15 protein-coding genes are annotated in these 15,267 nt (G+C 72.8%); 8 read left to right on the top strand and 7 right to left on the bottom strand.

Annotated elements, in window-relative coordinates:
* Positions 1-9 precede the first annotated feature (9 nt).
* Positions 10-1,224 (bottom strand): acetyl-CoA C-acetyltransferase, encoded by a 1,215-nt coding sequence (locus tag ACFVQG_RS06290; RefSeq protein ID WP_383377430.1) that lies wholly within the window; start codon positions 1,222-1,224, stop codon positions 10-12.
* Positions 1,221-2,402, bottom strand: a complete 1,182-nt coding sequence (locus tag ACFVQG_RS06285; protein WP_383377428.1) for a CaiB/BaiF CoA transferase family protein — start codon at positions 2,400-2,402, stop codon at positions 1,221-1,223. The genes ACFVQG_RS06290 and ACFVQG_RS06285 overlap by 4 nt, the downstream gene beginning before the upstream one ends.
* A gap of 208 nt (positions 2,403-2,610) precedes the next feature.
* On the opposite strand from ACFVQG_RS06285, the gene ACFVQG_RS06280 reads away from it, so the two are divergent.
* On the top strand, positions 2,611-3,789 hold the full coding sequence (locus ACFVQG_RS06280; RefSeq protein WP_383377426.1) for a saccharopine dehydrogenase family protein: 1,179 nt from the start codon (positions 2,611-2,613) through the stop codon (positions 3,787-3,789).
* A gap of 28 nt (positions 3,790-3,817) precedes the next feature.
* Here ACFVQG_RS06280 and mmpA read toward each other — a convergent pair whose 3' ends face one another.
* The 3 genes from mmpA to ACFVQG_RS06265 all read right to left on the bottom strand — a co-directional run bounded on the left by mmpA (position 3,818) and on the right by ACFVQG_RS06265 (position 5,237).
* Positions 3,818-3,964, bottom strand: coding sequence for a morphogenic membrane protein MmpA (gene mmpA / locus ACFVQG_RS06275; RefSeq protein WP_383377425.1), 147 nt, complete (start codon positions 3,962-3,964; stop codon positions 3,818-3,820).
* Between the two features lie 201 nt (positions 3,965-4,165).
* Positions 4,166-4,858: an endonuclease V gene (locus ACFVQG_RS06270; protein ID WP_383377423.1), complete on the bottom strand. Its 693-nt coding sequence runs from the start codon at positions 4,856-4,858 to the stop codon at positions 4,166-4,168.
* Positions 4,859-4,913: 55 nt separating this feature from the next.
* A complete protein-coding gene (locus ACFVQG_RS06265; protein WP_383377421.1) occupies positions 4,914-5,237 on the bottom strand; it encodes a plasmid stabilization protein in 324 nt (107 codons plus the stop codon).
* 235 nt (positions 5,238-5,472) lie between these two features.
* On the opposite strand from ACFVQG_RS06265, the gene ACFVQG_RS06260 reads away from it, so the two are divergent.
* Complete coding sequence (locus ACFVQG_RS06260; protein ID WP_383377419.1) at positions 5,473-5,889, top strand: SsgA family sporulation/cell division regulator; 417 nt, start codon at positions 5,473-5,475, stop codon at positions 5,887-5,889.
* Here the strand turns inward: ACFVQG_RS06260 and ACFVQG_RS06255 are convergent.
* On the bottom strand, positions 5,886-6,728 hold the full coding sequence (locus ACFVQG_RS06255) for an isocitrate lyase/phosphoenolpyruvate mutase family protein (protein ID WP_383377418.1): 843 nt from the start codon (positions 6,726-6,728) through the stop codon (positions 5,886-5,888). The two genes, ACFVQG_RS06260 and ACFVQG_RS06255, sit on opposite strands and share 4 nt — an antisense overlap.
* Positions 6,729-7,059: 331 nt before the next feature.
* Between ACFVQG_RS06255 and ACFVQG_RS06250 the strand changes: the two genes are divergently transcribed.
* The 4 genes from ACFVQG_RS06250 to ACFVQG_RS06235 all read left to right on the top strand — a co-directional run bounded on the left by ACFVQG_RS06250 (position 7,060) and on the right by ACFVQG_RS06235 (position 13,078).
* Positions 7,060-8,685, top strand: coding sequence for an ABC-F family ATP-binding cassette domain-containing protein (locus ACFVQG_RS06250; protein ID WP_383377416.1), 1,626 nt, complete (start codon positions 7,060-7,062; stop codon positions 8,683-8,685).
* 10 nt (positions 8,686-8,695) lie between these two features.
* On the top strand, positions 8,696-10,957 hold the full coding sequence (locus ACFVQG_RS06245) for an ATP-binding cassette domain-containing protein (RefSeq protein WP_383377414.1): 2,262 nt from the start codon (positions 8,696-8,698) through the stop codon (positions 10,955-10,957).
* Positions 10,958-11,120: 163 nt separating this feature from the next.
* Positions 11,121-11,897, top strand: a complete 777-nt coding sequence (gene ddaH / locus ACFVQG_RS06240; RefSeq protein WP_383377412.1) for a dimethylargininase — start codon at positions 11,121-11,123, stop codon at positions 11,895-11,897.
* 206 nt (positions 11,898-12,103) lie between these two features.
* A complete protein-coding gene (locus ACFVQG_RS06235; protein WP_383377410.1) occupies positions 12,104-13,078 on the top strand; it encodes an acyl-ACP desaturase in 975 nt (324 codons plus the stop codon).
* A 4-nt stretch (positions 13,079-13,082) separates the two neighbouring features.
* On the opposite strand, the gene ACFVQG_RS06230 is transcribed toward ACFVQG_RS06235, so the two are convergent.
* Complete coding sequence (locus tag ACFVQG_RS06230; RefSeq protein ID WP_383377408.1) at positions 13,083-13,325, bottom strand: WhiB family transcriptional regulator; 243 nt, start codon at positions 13,323-13,325, stop codon at positions 13,083-13,085.
* Positions 13,326-13,778: 453 nt separating this feature from the next.
* On the opposite strand from ACFVQG_RS06230, the gene ACFVQG_RS06225 reads away from it, so the two are divergent.
* On the top strand, positions 13,779-14,579 hold the full coding sequence (locus ACFVQG_RS06225) for a VOC family protein (protein ID WP_383377406.1): 801 nt from the start codon (positions 13,779-13,781) through the stop codon (positions 14,577-14,579).
* Positions 14,580-14,848: 269 nt separating this feature from the next.
* Positions 14,849-15,262, top strand: coding sequence for a DUF6223 family protein (locus ACFVQG_RS06220; protein WP_383377405.1), 414 nt, complete (start codon positions 14,849-14,851; stop codon positions 15,260-15,262).
* The last annotated feature ends 5 nt before the right edge of the window (positions 15,263-15,267 follow it).

The following is a 15,267-nucleotide window of genomic DNA, read 5'->3' as shown; positions in this document are numbered from 1 at the left end:
GGGAGGGGGTCAGACGCGCTCGACGATCGTGGCGATGCCCATGCCGCCGCCCACGCACAGGGTGGCGAGGCCGTACCGCTTGTCCTGGCGCTCCAGTTCGTCGACGAGGGTGCCGAGGATCATCGCGCCGGTGGCGCCGAGGGGGTGGCCGAGGGCGATGGCGCCGCCGTTGACGTTGACCTTGTCCAGGGACAGGCCCATGTCCTTCACGAAGCGCAGCACGACCGCCGCGAACGCCTCGTTGATCTCCACGAGGTCGATGTCGTCGATGGTCATGCCCGCGCGGGCGAGCGCCTTGCGGGTGGCCGGGGCGGGCCCGGTGAGCATGACCGTCGGTTCGGAGCCGGAGACGGCGGCGGAGACGATCCGCGCGCGCGGGGTGAGGCCGTAGCGCTCGCCGGTCTCCTTCGAGCCGATGGCGACGAGGGCGGCGCCGTCGACGATGCCGGAGGAGTTGCCCGCGTGGTGGACGTGGTCGATCCTCTCCACCCAGTGGTACTTCTGGAGCGCCACGGCGTCGAAGCCGCCGAGGTCGCCGATGTCGGCGAAGGACGGCTTCAGCCCGGCGAGGGAGTCGGCGGTGGTGCCGGGGCGCAGGTGCTCGTCGTGGTCGAGGACGACGAGCCCGTTGCGGTCCTTCACCGGCACGACGGAGCGCTCGAAGCGGCTCTCCTTCCAGGCGGTGGCCGCCCGCTCCTGCGACAGGGCCGCGTACTCGTCGACGTCGCGGCGGGAGAAGCCCTCCAGGGTGGCGATCAGGTCGGCGCCGATGCCCTGCGGCACGAAGCTGGTGGCGAGGTTGGTCATCGGGTCGTTGAACCAGGCGCCGCCGTCCGAGGCCATCGGCACCCGGGACATCGACTCCACGCCGCCCGCGAGGACGAGGTCCTCCCAGCCCGAACGGACCTTCATCGCCGCCATGTTGACGGCCTCAAGACCGGAGGCACAGAAGCGGTTCTCCTGGACGCCCGCGACCGTGTCCGGCAGTCCGGCGGCGATGGCGGCGATCCGCGCGATGTCGGAGCCCTGGTCGCCGACGGGGCCGACGACGCCGAGCACGATGTCGTCGACGGCGGCCGGGTCCAGGCCGGGGAAGCGGGCGCGGATCTCGTGGATGAGTCCGACGACCAGGTCCACCGGCTTGGTGCCGTGCAGGGCGCCGTTGGCCTTGCCGCGTCCGCGCGGGGTGCGGATCGCGTCGTATACGTACGCTTCGGTGGTCACGGGGAGGCCTTTCCCTCAGGGGTGCGGGGTTGCGGATCGGTGCCGGTTCGCGGGTCGGTGAGTCGCGGGACGGCCCAGTCGCGGGCCACCTCGGCGGTGTCGGCGCCGGGCAGCGCGGGACCGCCGCGGACGGCGGTGGGGGTCGCGGAGAAGCGGGGCGCGGGGGCGGGCTGGGTGAGGCCGCCGTGGTCGGTGAAGGTGGAGCGGGCGGCGAGGTGCGGGTGGTGCGGCGCCTCGCGCAGCGACAGTACGGGCGCCACGCAGGCGTCGGAGTCCTCGAAGACGGCCGTCCACTCGTCGCGGGTACGGGACTTCAGGCGGGCGGCGACCGCCTCGCGCAGCTCGCCCCAGCGGGCCGGGTCGCGGCGCGCGGGCGCCAGCTCGGTGAGGCCGAGCAGGGTCATGAACTCGTCGTAGAACTGCTGCTCCAGGGCGCCCACGGCGACATGGCGGCCGTCGGCGGTCTCGTAGGTGCCGTAGAACGGGCAGCCGCCGTCGAGGAGGTTGGCGGCGCGCCGGTCCTGCCAGGCTCCCGCCGCGAGCATGCCGTGGATCATCGCGGAGAGGTGCGCGGTGCCGTCGACGATCGCGGCGTCGACGACCTGTCCGGTGCCGGTGGCCCGCGCGTGCTGGAGGGCGGCGAGGACGCCGACGACGAGGTACAGGGAGCCGCCCGCGTAGTCGCCGAGGAGGTTGGCGGGGGCGGCCGGGGGCCGGTCCGGGTCGCCGATCAGGCCGAGGGCGCCGGTGACGGCGATGTAGGCGATGTCGTGCCCGGCGCGCTGGGCGAGGGGGCCCTGCTGGCCCCAGCCGGTCATCCGGCCGTAGACGAGGGCGGGGTTGCGGGCGTGGCAGTCCCCGGGGCCGACGCCGAGGCGTTCGGCGACGCCGGGGCGGTAGCCCTCGACGAGGATGTCCGCGCGCTCGGCCAGGTCCAGGACGCGGGCCGGGCCGTCCGGGTCCTTCAGGTCGACGATCACCGAGCGCTTGCCGCGGTTGGTGATGTCGTGTGCCGGGTCGACGCCGAGGGCCTGGCCGCCGGGGCGGTCGACGCGCACCACGTCGGCGCCCAGGTCGGCGAGGAGCATCGCGGCGAACGGGCCCGGGCCGATCCCCGCCAGTTCGACGACGCGCACGCCGGTGAGCGGGCCGTGCGGTGGTGTGGTGGCCGCTGTCATGGTCCGCCCCCAGGGTCGTGACACAATTGATGTAACACCAATGATGCTAAGAACGCGTCCCAGTCGGCACAAGCCCCGGAAAGCAAGCGCTTGGCCACTCTACGGGGGACAGGACCCCCGCGACCGGCGGGCTCGGCGCAGGGTCCCGCACGTCCCACGCTAGCCTCAGCCACCGACAACGGCGCGCGACGCGAATCCGAGGGGTGTCATGAACAGGCTGAACAGGGCGGACCGTCCGTACGACATCGTGCTCTTCGGGGCCACCGGCTTCGTGGGGACACTCACCGCCGAGTACCTCGCCGCGCACGCGCCCGGCGGACTGCGCTGGGCGATCGCGGGCCGGGACGCGCGCAGGCTGGAGGAGCTGCGGGAGCGGCTGCCCGGCGGGGCGGACGTCGGCGTCCTGCGGGCGGAGGTGTCCGACCCCGCGTCACTGCGCGAACTCGCCACACGCGCGCGCGTGGTGGCCACCACGGTCGGCCCCTATGTGCGCTACGGCGAGGACCTGGTCGCCGCCTGCGCCGACCACGGCACCGACTACCTCGATCTCACCGGTGAGCCGGAGTTCGTGGACCTGACCTACGTCCGCCATGACGCACGCGCGCGTGAGACGGGCGCACGGCTGCTGCACGCCTGCGGCTTCGAATCCGTCCCGCACGATCTGGGCGTCTACTTCACCGTCCGGCAACTGCCCGAGGACGTGCCGCTGACCGTGGACGGCTATGTGACCGCCGACGCCACCTTCTCGGGCGGCACGTTCGCCTCCGCGCTGGACCAGTTCGCGCGCGGGCGGCAACTGACCGCGGCGGCACGGGACCGGCGACGGCACGAGCCGCGGCTGATGGGGCGCCGGGCGGTCGCGACGCCGGGGGCGCCGCGGTTCGCCGGGGAGGTCGGCGCGTGGGCGCTGCCGCTGCCGACCGTCGACCCGCAGATCGTGCGCCGGTCCGCCCGCTCCCTGCGGCGCTACGGCCCCGACTTCCGCTACCGCCACTACGCGGCCGTACGCCGTCTGCCCGTCGCCGTGGGCGGGATGGCGGCCGTCGGCGCGGTCGTCGCGGCGGCGCAGGTGCCGCCCGTGCGGCGCTGGCTGTCGGGGCGGCTCCAGCCCGGCGACGGGCCGAGCGCGGAGAAGCGGGCCCGGAGCTGGTTCTCCGCCCGCTTCGTCGGCGAGGGCGGCGGACGGCGTGTCTACACCGAGGTCGCGGGCGGTGACCCCGGGTACGACGAGACGGCGAAGATGTTCGCCGAGGCGGCGCTCTCCCTGGCCTGCGACGACCTGCCGCCGACCGCCGGGCAGGTCACCACGGCGGTGGCCATGGGCGACGCCCTCACCGAACGGCTGCGCCGCGCGGGCGTCGTCTTCCGGGTGGCGGCGAGCCGCTAGCCGCCGCGGCCTTCCCGGCGCGCGGCGCTCACATCGGCCAGCTCACCAGCGTGTAGATCATCCCGCCGATCCAGCCGACGCCCGCCAGCACGGCCAGCGCCAGCCCGAGCACCACCGCGCGCTCGACGGGACGGTCCGGGTCGGACAGGGGCTTCGGGGCTCGGTGCGTCGTCATGGGGCCCAGCCTGCCGCGCGGGCCGGGCCCCGGACATCCGTACGCGTACTCAGTACTCGTACTCAGTACTCGTATTCAGTCGGCACTCGTATTCAGTCGGCACTCGTATTCAGTCGGCACTCGTCCTCAGTCGGCACTCGTCCTCAGTCGGCCCGGTAGGTACTCAGGGACCGTAGAGCTGCTCAGGCACCCTGGAGGTACTCAGGCACCGGCCGTCTCCCGCAGCGCCCGGCGGCACAGCGCGTCGGCGCGGCGGGTGGACTCCGGGAGGCGGTAGCTCGGGGTGAGCCGCAGCACGTGCGCGCAGGCCGTGTCCAGCCGGACCCGGTGGCCGACGGAGACGAAGACCGGCTTCACGCCGTCCCTCGTGCGCAGGGCGCGGCCCACCTCCTCGTCGCCCGCGAGCAGCGGGGACGACGACCCGCGCGGGTGGCCCGGTTCGTCGTGGGTGAAGGCGAAGGGGTTCTTGGCGACACCGATCGTGGGCAGGCCGGTGAGCACGCCGAGATGGCTGGCGAGGCCGAACCGGCGGGGGTGGGCGAGACCGTAGCCGTCGCAGACGACGAGGCCCGGCGGGCAGGGCAGGGCGTCCAGGGCGGCCAGCACGGTCGGGATCTCCCGGAAGGCCAGCAGCCCCGGCACGTACGGGAAGGAGATCCGCCCCACCGCGGTGGCCTCGGCGACGGTGTCGAGGCTCGCCGCGTCCAGCACGACGGCCGCCGCGGCGACGACATCGCGCTCGTCGTCGTAGGCGACGTCGACCCCGGTGACGTACCCCGTGCCGGGCGGCGGCCCCGGTTCGTCGCGGACCACCCGCCGCCGCAGCTCGTCCTGGACGGCGAGCGCCTGCTCCTCGGTCGCGGGCCAGCCCGCGGGAACGCGTACGGTCGTCATGGTGGTGACGAGCGTACGGGGACCGCGGCGGGCGGCCCCGCTCACCCCTGGGGGGTCACTTGCCGAGGGCCCGCCGCAGCTGGTCCTTGTTCATGTCCGAACGGCCCTGGATGTTGCGCCGCTTGGCCTCCTCGTACAACTGGTCGCGGGTGGGCCCCTGGGAGCCCTGCCCCGACCGCTGGCCGCCGCGCTTGCCGGACGACATGTCCTGGGTCGAGGTGCGGCTCGCGGTCTTCGACTCACCGGAGCGGGCGCGTTCCTTGTTCACGGTGCGCGCCGCGATCTCCTTGGCGCGTCCCGGGCTCTCGCCCCGGTCCCGCGCGCTCTCCTTGATGTGCTCGTACTGGCGTTCCCGCTTGGAGCTGGAACCGCGTGGCATGTCCACTCACTTCCTCTCGGGTGCGGTGACCGGGTACCCGCGTCGCCGCCGAACGCCACACGGGCCCTGCCGGACCCAGGGGAACCGCCCGCCACCACCACGATTGAGGACGGTGACGGAGGTCACTCGCCGAAGGTGCACGGATTGACGGATTCCGTCGTCTCTTCCCATGCCGGTCCATGTCCCCAGGCCGTCCAGTCGTCCAGTCGTCCCGCCGTCACAAGGGAGCAAGGCGTTGACCACCGTCATCGAGCAGCCCGTCGAGGCCCGCCTCGTGGCCGCGGCGCCACGGATGCCGAACATCCCCGCCGTGCTGCGCTACGAGCGCCATGATCCGTTCGCCGTCCGCATGACCTTCCCGGCCCAGGCCACCCTGGAGGGCGTGGAGGTGTGCTGGACCTTCGCCCGCGAGCTGCTGGCGGCCGGTCTGCACGACACCGTGGGCCACGGCGACGTCCGGGTGCGGCCCTACGGCTACGACCGCACCGTCCTGGAGTTCCACGCCCCCGAGGGCACCGCCGTGGTGCATCTGCGCTCCGGCGACGTACGCCGCTTCCTGGAGGCCACCGGGGAGCTGGTGCCCGAGGGCCTGGAGCACCTCCAGCTCGACCTGGACCACGACCTCGCGGAGCTGATGCGGGACGCCTGCTAGCGCGCCCCGCCAAGGAGCGCGTTCAGCTCGCCGTAGTCCAGGCCACCGGCCAGGGCGTCGTACCTCCCCGCGCCCAGCAGCTCCCGTGCGGCGCGGCGGACCAGGGCGTGCGCGGCCTGCGCGAGTTGCGCGCCGGTGCTGACGCGGGCGACGCCGAGCGCCGCCAGTTCGGCGACGGCGGGCGCGCCCGGCCCCGCCATCACGTTCAGCGGGGCGTCCACCCCGTCGGCGAGCAGCTTGACCGTCCCCGGCTCGACGGCCCCGGGGACGAAGATCCCGTCGGCGCCCGCTGCCCGGAAGGCGGCGGCCCGCTCCAGGGTGAGGTCCACTCCCCCGGCCCCGCGCAGGAACGTGTCGATCCGGGCGTTGACGAACAGCGGCACACCCGCCGCGTCGGCCGCCTCCCGGGCGGCGGCGATCCGCTCGGCCTGCTCCCCGACCGGCCGCAGCGGCCCCTGGCCCGGCTCGTACAGCGCGTCCTCGAGGTTGACGCCCACGGCGCCCGCCGCGAGCACCGCGCGGACGGTTTCGGCGACGCCCTCGGGTCCGGTCGCGTAGCCGCTCTCGACGTCGGCGGTCACCGGGACCCGTACCGCGGCGGCGATGTCCGCGACGACGCCGAGCGCCGCGTCCCGCCCCAGCCGGTCGCCGTCCGCCGCGCCCAGGCCCCAGGCGAGCCCGGCGCTGGTGGTGGCCACGGCCGCGGCACCCGCGTCCGCGACGATCCGGGCGCTGGCGAGGTCCCAGGCGTTGGGCAGGACGAGGGGCCGTCCCGGGACGTGCAGGGCGCGGAAGGCCAGGGCGCGGTCGTGCAGGGTGGTGGTGTTCTCGTCGGTCATGCGGCCACTGAACCAGCCGGGTCCGGGGCCTGGCTGGCAGGAATCCGACAGGGACGTTAATCCGTTGACAGCTCCCGGAAGCCGTCCGTACCGTCTGTGAAGTCCTGTTGCCGTCGATTGGAGAAGGACGTTGCTCGTCTGAGGTCCTGAGACACCGCGTATCACCCGTTCCTGTGGTGTGCGCTGCGTGCGACCTCGGCGTACGAGCCGTCCGACCCGTCCCCCGGGCACAGGGCCTTCTCATGCCCACGGCCTCCTCGTCCCCTCCCGCAGGTCGCAGGTGTCTCCATACGCGTTCGCCCCTGATCGTTTCGAGCAACGCGGAGGCCACATGGCTACCCCTTCCATCACCGTTACGTCCCTCGCCTTCACCTGGCCCGACGGCACCCCCGTCTTCGAGGACCTGGACACCTCCTTCGGCCCCGGCCGCACCGGCCTGATCGGTGTCAACGGGTCCGGCAAGTCCACCCTGTTGAAGCTCGTCGCCGGTGAACTCACTCCCGTCGACGGGTCCGTGCGCGTCGCGGGCGAGGTCGGTTACCTCCCGCAGAACGTCACGCTCGACACCACCGCACGGGTCGACGAGGCGCTCGGCATCGCCGCGCGGCGGACCGCGCTGCACGCCATCGAGGCGGGTGACGCGGCGGAGGAGCACTTCGAGACGCTCGGCGACGACTGGGACGTGGAGGAACGCGCCCTCGCCACCCTCGGCGAACTCGGGCTCGGCCACATCGACCTGGACCGCACCGTCGGCGAGGTCTCCGGCGGCGAGTCGGTGCTGCTGCGCCTGGCCGCGCTGCTGCTGCGCCGCCCGGACGTCCTCCTGCTGGACGAGCCGACCAACAACCTGGACCTGTACGCCCGCGGGCGGCTGTACGCGGCCGTGGCGTCCTGGCCCGGCGTGCTGGTCGTCGTCAGCCACGACCGTGAGCTGCTCGACCTGGTCGACCAGATCGCGGACCTGCGCTCCGGGGAGATCTCCTGGTACGGCGGCAACTTCTCGGCGTACGAGGAGGCGCTCGCCACCGAGCAGGAGGCGGCCGAGCGGATGGTGCGGGTCGCCGAGGCCGATCTGCGCAAGCAGAAGCGCGAGCTGGTCGACGCCCAGGTCAAGCTGGCCCGGCGCAAGCGCTACGGGCAGAAGATGTTCGAGCAGAAACGCGAGCCGAAGATCGTCATGGGGGCACGCAAGCGCGCGGCACAGGTCTCCGCGGGCAAGCACCGCATCATGCACGAGGAGAAGCTCGCCGAGGCGAAGGAGAGGCTGGACGAGGCCGCGGAGGCGGTACGGGACGACGACGAGATCCGCGTCGACCTGCCGTACACGGCCGTACCGCCGGGGCGGGCCGTGCTGAGCCTGCGGGAGCTGGAACTGGCGTACGGCGCACGGGTCGAGGGCGGCCTGGATCTGCACGGCCCGGAGCGGATCGCGCTGATCGGGCGCAACGGCGCGGGCAAGACCACGCTGCTGCGGACGATCGCCGGGGAGCTGGCGCCGCTGGCGGGCGAGGCGACGGCGCACGTCCCGCTGCGGTTCCTGCCGCAGCGCCTTGACGTCCTCGACGACGGGCTGAGCGTCGCCGAGAACGTGGCCCGGTTCGCGCCGGGCGCCACCAACAACCGGATCCGGGCGCGGCTGGCCCGCTTCCTGTTCCGGGGCGCCCGCGCCGACCAGCGGGCGGCGACGCTGTCGGGCGGCGAACGCTTCCGGGCGGCCCTGGCCGCGCTGATGCTGGCGGAACCCGCACCGCAGTTGCTGATGCTGGACGAGCCGACGAACAACCTGGACATGGCGAGCGTACGACAGCTCACCACCGCCCTGGAGTCGTACGAGGGGGCGCTGGTCGTGGCCAGTCACGATCTGCCGTTCCTGGAGTCGATCGGCATCACCCGCTGGCTGCTGCTGGACGGGAAGCTCACGGAAATCACGCCAGAAGCTGTCGGGATTATCGCCTAGCTTCGTCCGCATGTCCGCTTTCATCACCCTCACCGGAGCCCGGGAGAACAACCTCAGGGACGTCACGCTCCGCATCCCGAAAGGCCGGCTGACCGTGTTCACCGGCGTTTCGGGATCGGGGAAGTCCTCGGTCGTCTTCGACACGATCGCGGTGGAGTCGCAGCGCCAGCTGAACGAGACGTTCACGTGGTTCGTCCGCAACCGGCTGCCCAAGTACGAGCGGCCGCACGCGGAGTCGCTGGAGCACCTGACGCCCGCGATCGTCGTCGACCAGCGGCCGGTCGGGGGCCACTCCCGGTCCACGGTCGGCACCATGACGGACGTCTGGTCGGTGCTGCGCGTGCTGTTCTCCCGGCACGGCACCCCGAGCGCCGGTCCGGCGACGGCGTACTCGTTCAACGACCCCTCGGGGATGTGCCCGCGCTGCGACGGGCTGGGCCGGACCGTCCAGCCCGACTGGGACCGCATCCTGGACCCGGCCCGGACCCTCGCGGACGGCGCGGTCCGCTTCCCGCCGTTCGCCGCGGGGACCTGGCAGGGGCAGGCGTACACCAACAGCGACGACCTGGACCCGCACAAGCCGGTGGGCGACTTCACCGCCGCCGAGCGGGAGTTCCTGATGCGCGGGCGGCCCGGCAGCAAGGTCACCGTCAGCGGCGCGGGCGGCACCTGGACCACGGAGTACGAGGGCCTGGCCGATCGGTTCGAACGGCTGTACCTGAAGCGGGACCTGTCGGCGATGAGCCAGAAGACCCGGGACCTGGTGCGGCAGTTCCTGGCCGAGGGCGTCTGCCCCGACTGCCACGGCGACCGGCTGAACGCGGCGGCGCTGGCGACGCGGATCGGCGGCCGGTCGATCGCCGACTGCGCCCGGATGCAGGTCACCGATCTGATCCCCGTACTGAAGGAGATCGACGACCCGGTGGCGCGCCCGATCGCGGGGGCCGCCGTGGCCGCCCTGGAGCGCATCGCGGCGATCGGCCTCGGCTATCTCAGCCTGGGCCGGGAGACCGCGACGCTGTCCGGCGGTGAGGGGCAGCGGCTCAAAACCGTGCGGCACCTGGGCTCCAGCCTGACCGGGATGACGTACATCTTCGACGAACCCACCGTCGGGCTGCACCCTCGCGACGTCAGCCGTCTCGGCGATCTGCTGCTGCGGCTGCGCGACAAGGGCAACACCGTGCTGGTCGTCGAGCACGACCCGGACGTCATCGCGCTCGCCGATCACGTCGTGGACATGGGGCCGGGCGCGGGCACCGGGGGCGGGCGGGTCGTCTTCGAGGGCACACCGCGCGAGCTGGCCGACTCCGGGACGCTCACCGGGCGGTGCCTGGGCCGCCGTACCGTCGTGCGGGAACGGCCCCGGGAGGCCACCGGGGGGCTGTGGGTGAAGGGCGCCGACCGGCACAACCTGCGGGAGGTGACGGTGCGGTTCCCGACCGGGGTGCTGACCGCGGTCACCGGGGTCGCCGGGTCCGGGAAGAGCACCCTGGTCGCGGAGTTCACCGAGGCGCACGACGACGTGGTGGTGGTCGACCAGTCGGCCGTCGGGATCTCCGCGCGGTCCACCCCGGCGACGTACCTCGGGCTGATGGACCCGGTCCGCAGGCTGTTCGCCCGGGCGACGGGCGCGCGGGCGGGCCTGTTCAGCTTCAACTCCGACGGCGCCTGCGCCACCTGCGAGGGCCGTGGCGTCATCTACACCGACCTGGCCTTCATGGACCCGGTCACCACCGTCTGCCACGACTGCGAGGGCCGCCGCTTCAAGGAGGAGGTGCTGCGGCTCACCGTCGACGGCCGCTCCATCGCCGATGTGCTGGCGATGACGGCGGGGCAGGCGCTCGACTTCTTCGACGACCCGGGCGTACGACGACGGCTCGCCGCCCTGCGCGATGTGGGCCTGACCTACCTCACGCTCGGCCAGCCGCTGTCCACGCTCTCCGGCGGCGAGCGGCAGCGGCTGAAACTGGCCACCCGACTGCACCGGTCGGGTGCGGTGTACGTCCTCGACGAACCGACGACCGGGCTGCACATGTCGGACGTCGACGGGTTGCTCGCCCTGCTCGACCGGCTCGTCGACACGGGCAACACGGTGGTGGTCGTCGAGCACAACCTCGACGTCGTGGCGCACGCGGACTGGGTCATCGACCTGGGGCCGGACGGCGGACGCGACGGCGGGCGGGTCGTCTTCGAGGGACCGCCCGCCCGGCTGCTCACCGCGGCCGGGTCCTTCACCGGTGAGCATCTGCGGCGGGCGGTGGGCGACGGGTGACAGGTGATGGGTGATGGGTGATGGGTGGGGGCGGGGCAGGTGATGTGAAGCGGAGGGCGGCCGTCTCCCACAATGGGTTGCACGATGTGCGCCGACGCGCCCCTCTGGGTTTCGGCCACATCTCGAACCACCTGCACCGCCCATCCGATACGGAGACCCGCCCGTGCCCAGCAAGAAGGCCCTCGTCCGCCGCCCCAGCCCGCGTCTCGCCGAGGGACTGGTGACGCATGTCGAACGGGCGGACGTCGACGCCGAGCTGGCCGTGCGGCAGTGGGAGGCGTACGGGGAGGCGCTGCGCGCCCACGGCTGGGAGACGATCGAGGTCGGCCCGGCGGACGACTGCCCGGACTCCGTGTTCGTGGAGGACACGGTGGTCATGTACAGGAACGTGGCCCTGATCGCCCGCTCCGGCGCCGAGTCCCGGCGGGGCGAGACCGCCGCGGTGGAGGAGGCCGTCGCCGGTCTGGGCTGCTCGGTCAACTGGATCTGGGAGCCGGGCACCCTGGACGGCGGCGACGTGCTGAAGATCGGCGACACCGTCTACGTGGGGCGCGGCGGCCGGACCAACGCGGCCGGGGTGCAGCAGTTGCGCGCGGCGTTCGCGCCACTGGGGGCGCGGGTCGTGAGTGTGCCGGTGAGCAAGGTGCTGCATCTGAAGTCGGCGGTCACGGCGCTGCCGGACGGGACGGTCATCGGCCATATCCCGCGGATGGACATGCCGTCCCTGTTCGGCCGTTTCCTGCCGGTTCCGGAGGAGTCCGGCTCCCATGTGGTGCTGCTCGGCGGCGCCAAGCTGCTGATGGCGGCGAGCGCGCCGAAGACCGCGGAGCTGTTCACCGATCTGGGCTATGAGCCGGTCGTCGTGGACATCAGCGAGTTCGAGAAACTCGAGGGCTGTGTGACGTGCCTCTCAGTCAGGCTGCGTGAGCTGTACGTCTGAGGGGCGATCGACTCCCCCAGGAGCCCCGGGACCTGCGCGTCCCGGGGCTTTTCGACATGCCCGGCCCGTGGCCTGATCAGCACTCTTTACAGCACTCTTAACCTACGGCTTCGTAACCTACGGCTTCGTAGCCTACGATCCCGTAGGTTCCCGGCATCGGTCAGCCGGAACGTTACCGCTTTGCGCCACGTCCCCCTGGAGTACTCGTGACGATCACTTCCCCCCATCTTGGCAGCCCGTCCGTCTGGACCGACGCCAAGCTGCTGTACGCCTTGGAGGAAGTGGTCGAGACAGAGTTGAACCGGCATCTGAAAATCGCCAAGGACTGGATGCCGCACGAGTACGTCCCCTGGAGCGACGCCCGGAACTTCCCCGGCTTCTTCGAGGACGGCGAGGCCTGGGGCAAGGAGCAGTCCAAGGTCACCGAGATCGGCCGGATCGCGCTGGTCGTGAACCTCCTGACGGAGGACAACCTCCCCAGCTACCACCACGAGATCGCCACCCTGTTCGGCCGCGACGGCGCCTGGGGCACCTGGGTGCACCGCTGGACCGCCGAGGAGGGCAGGCACGGCATCGTCATGCGTGACTACCTCCTCGCCTCGCGCGCGGTGGACCCGGACAAGCTGGAGCAGTTCCGGATGGCCCACATGAGCGAGGGCTTCGAGCACGACCACCGGCACTCGATGCTGCACTCGGTCGCCTACGTCGCCTTCCAGGAGCTGGCCACCCGGATCTCCCACCGCAACACCGGCCACCAGTCGGGCGACCCGGTCTGCGACCGCATGCTGGCCCGCATCGCGACCGACGAGAACCTGCACATGGTCTTCTACCGCAACCTGCTGAAGGCCGCGTTCGAACTGGCCCCCGACCTCACCATGCAGGCCGTCCGCGATGTCGTCGTCGACTTCCGCATGCCCGGCCACGGCATGCCCGGCTTCGAGCGCGCCGCCGCGCAGATGGCCATCGGCGAGGTCTACAACCTGCGCATCCACCACGACGACGTGCTGCAGCCCGTGCTGCGCTTCCTGAGGGTCATGGAGATCGACGGCCTCGGCCCGGAGGGCCAGCAGGCGCAGGAGGAGCTGGGTCTGTACATGGGCGGCCTGGACGCCGAGGCCGCCAAGTTCGACGCGAAGCTGGCGGCGCGCAAGGCACGGATGGCGGCCCGCGCGGGCGCCTGACCCCTCACCGGGGCGTACGCCTGAGGTTGAGGCGTTCCTTCTCGGAGAGACCGCCCCAGACGCCGAAGCGTTCGTCGTTGGCCAGCGCGTACTCGAGGCAGGCCTCGCGCATCTCGCACATCCCGCAGATGCGCTTGGCCTCCCGCACCGAGCTGCCCGGCTCGGGAAAGAAGAATTCCGCCCCGGTCTGCGCACACAGCGCCTGCTCCCAGGTGGTACCGGCCGGGCCGATTGTTTCGGAGTGCATGGCCGAGAGCGTGCCTAACGGCGAAAAACGTTCGATCAACGCCCGCTCAACGCGGCAGCCCGTGGCCTCCGGCCGACCTGATGATGACGGTCGGGAGGAGGGAAGGCACGGCGGCGCGCGGGAGCGGGCGGCGGGGGTTCGGACGCGGCAACGGCACTGGACGGGGGCCCTGGGGCGGTCGGGGGCGCCGGATGCCTCTGGGTGTCGGGCGCGGCCCCAAGGCGGCGCCCGACACCCGGCCAGGACACGGGGCACGTCCGGCATCAGCGTGCCGAGCCGGGTCCACGGTCCCGCGGCGCCGGGCACGGTCACGGCGCGGCACAACGCCCGGCCAGGGCACGGGCGCGTGCGGGCAGGACCCGCGGGCCGTCGTCGGTGTCGCGGCGGCGATTGTCAGTGGGCGGTGCGAGACTCGGCAGTGCAGGCAGCGGGTTCTGCGCGAGGAGGCCGAGGATGCTCACCACCCGTTTCGTAGGCGGCGCTCCGAACTGGCTCGAGGTCGGGAGTCCGGACCTCGAGGGTGCCGTCGACTTCTACCGCGGACTGTTCGGCTGGGGGTTCCGGTCGGCGGGGCCGGAGGCCGGAGGGTACGGCTTCTTCCAGCTCGACGGCCGCACCGTCGCCGCCGGGACGCGAACCGCCCCGGACCAGGGCCCGCCGTCCTGGACGGCGTACTTCCACAGCGGTGACGCCCAGGCCACCGCCAAGGCCGTCGAGGAGGCGCACGGCACCGTGCTGACGCCCCCCGTGGACGTGCTGGGCCAAGGGCACACGGCGATCCTCGCCGACCGCGCGGGCGTACCGTTCGGCATCTGGCAGCCGGGGCAGCTCGCGGGCCTGGACGTGTTCGAGGTCCCCGGATCGCTGTGCTGGCTGGAGCTGTACTCCCCGGACATCGCGGCGGCGGCCGGTTTCTTCAACGCCGTGCTGGGCTGGGAGACCTCGTCCGTCACCTACCCGGACGGCATCTACACCTGCGTCAACCCCGCCGGAGCCGGGGAGGGCGCCATGTTCGGGGGACTCGTTCCGCTGGCCGACGACCCCACGGAGGCGGGGTCGGACCCGTACTGGCTGCCGTATTTCGAGGTCACCGACACGGACGCCACGGTCGCCCGCGCCCGGGAACTGGGCGGCACGGTGCGGATGGAGCCCATGGACCTGCCGGACGTCGGCCGCATCGCCAAGCTCGCCGACCCCTACGGCGCCCGTTTCGCCGTCCTCAAGAGCGCACCCCCCGCACCCCCGACGGGCTGACCCGGCCAGCGCGTCACGGCTCGCCCTCGACCCACCAGAAGAACAGCCCGTCGACACCCGAACCTTCGCGGCGACCTCTCGCGGGCCGGGACCGCCAACAGGTCCCGGCCTCGTTCGTGTCCCGGGGTGACACAACTCCGGTGGTACGGCGCCCCGGGCACCCGCGACCCGGGTGGTACGCCCCTTGGCAACTCCGGCATGACGCCAGGTCACCGGCCCTTTTCCTAGGCTTCGAGACGTATCCGCTGATGCGATCGAAGGGACCTTCCATGTCCGTCCACCTCATGCTCGCCGACGCCGTACCGGTGGCCGCGCACGTCTCGGTCGCCGCCGACGGCGTGGGCGGTTCCGGGCGCGCCGGGGCGTCCGCGTTCGCCCTGCTGGGGCTGTTCAGCGCGATCGTCGGCGGGCTGGCGCTGGCCCGCGCGCTCGGCAGGCTCCGCGGCGGCAACGCCCGCACGGGCGCCCTGACGGCGCTGGCGGCGGGACCGGTCAGCCTGGTCCTCAGCGCGCTGCACCTCGCCCAGACCACCGGCGGCTTCGGCAACGGCCAGGGGCGCGCCGGGGCCGTCCTCGGCCTGCTGTTCGCGCTGACCGGCGTCGCCCTCGGCGGACTGGCCCTGGCCCGCTCCCGCCGTACCACCGGGTCGGGCCGGGGCACGGGGCCGGTGCCCACGCCCTGAACCGT

This window comes from Streptomyces sp. NPDC057877, assembly GCF_042796855.1.
Classification (GTDB): Bacteria; Actinomycetota; Actinomycetes; order Streptomycetales; family Streptomycetaceae; genus Streptomyces.
This window is presented reverse-complemented; position numbering and strand designations above follow the sequence as displayed.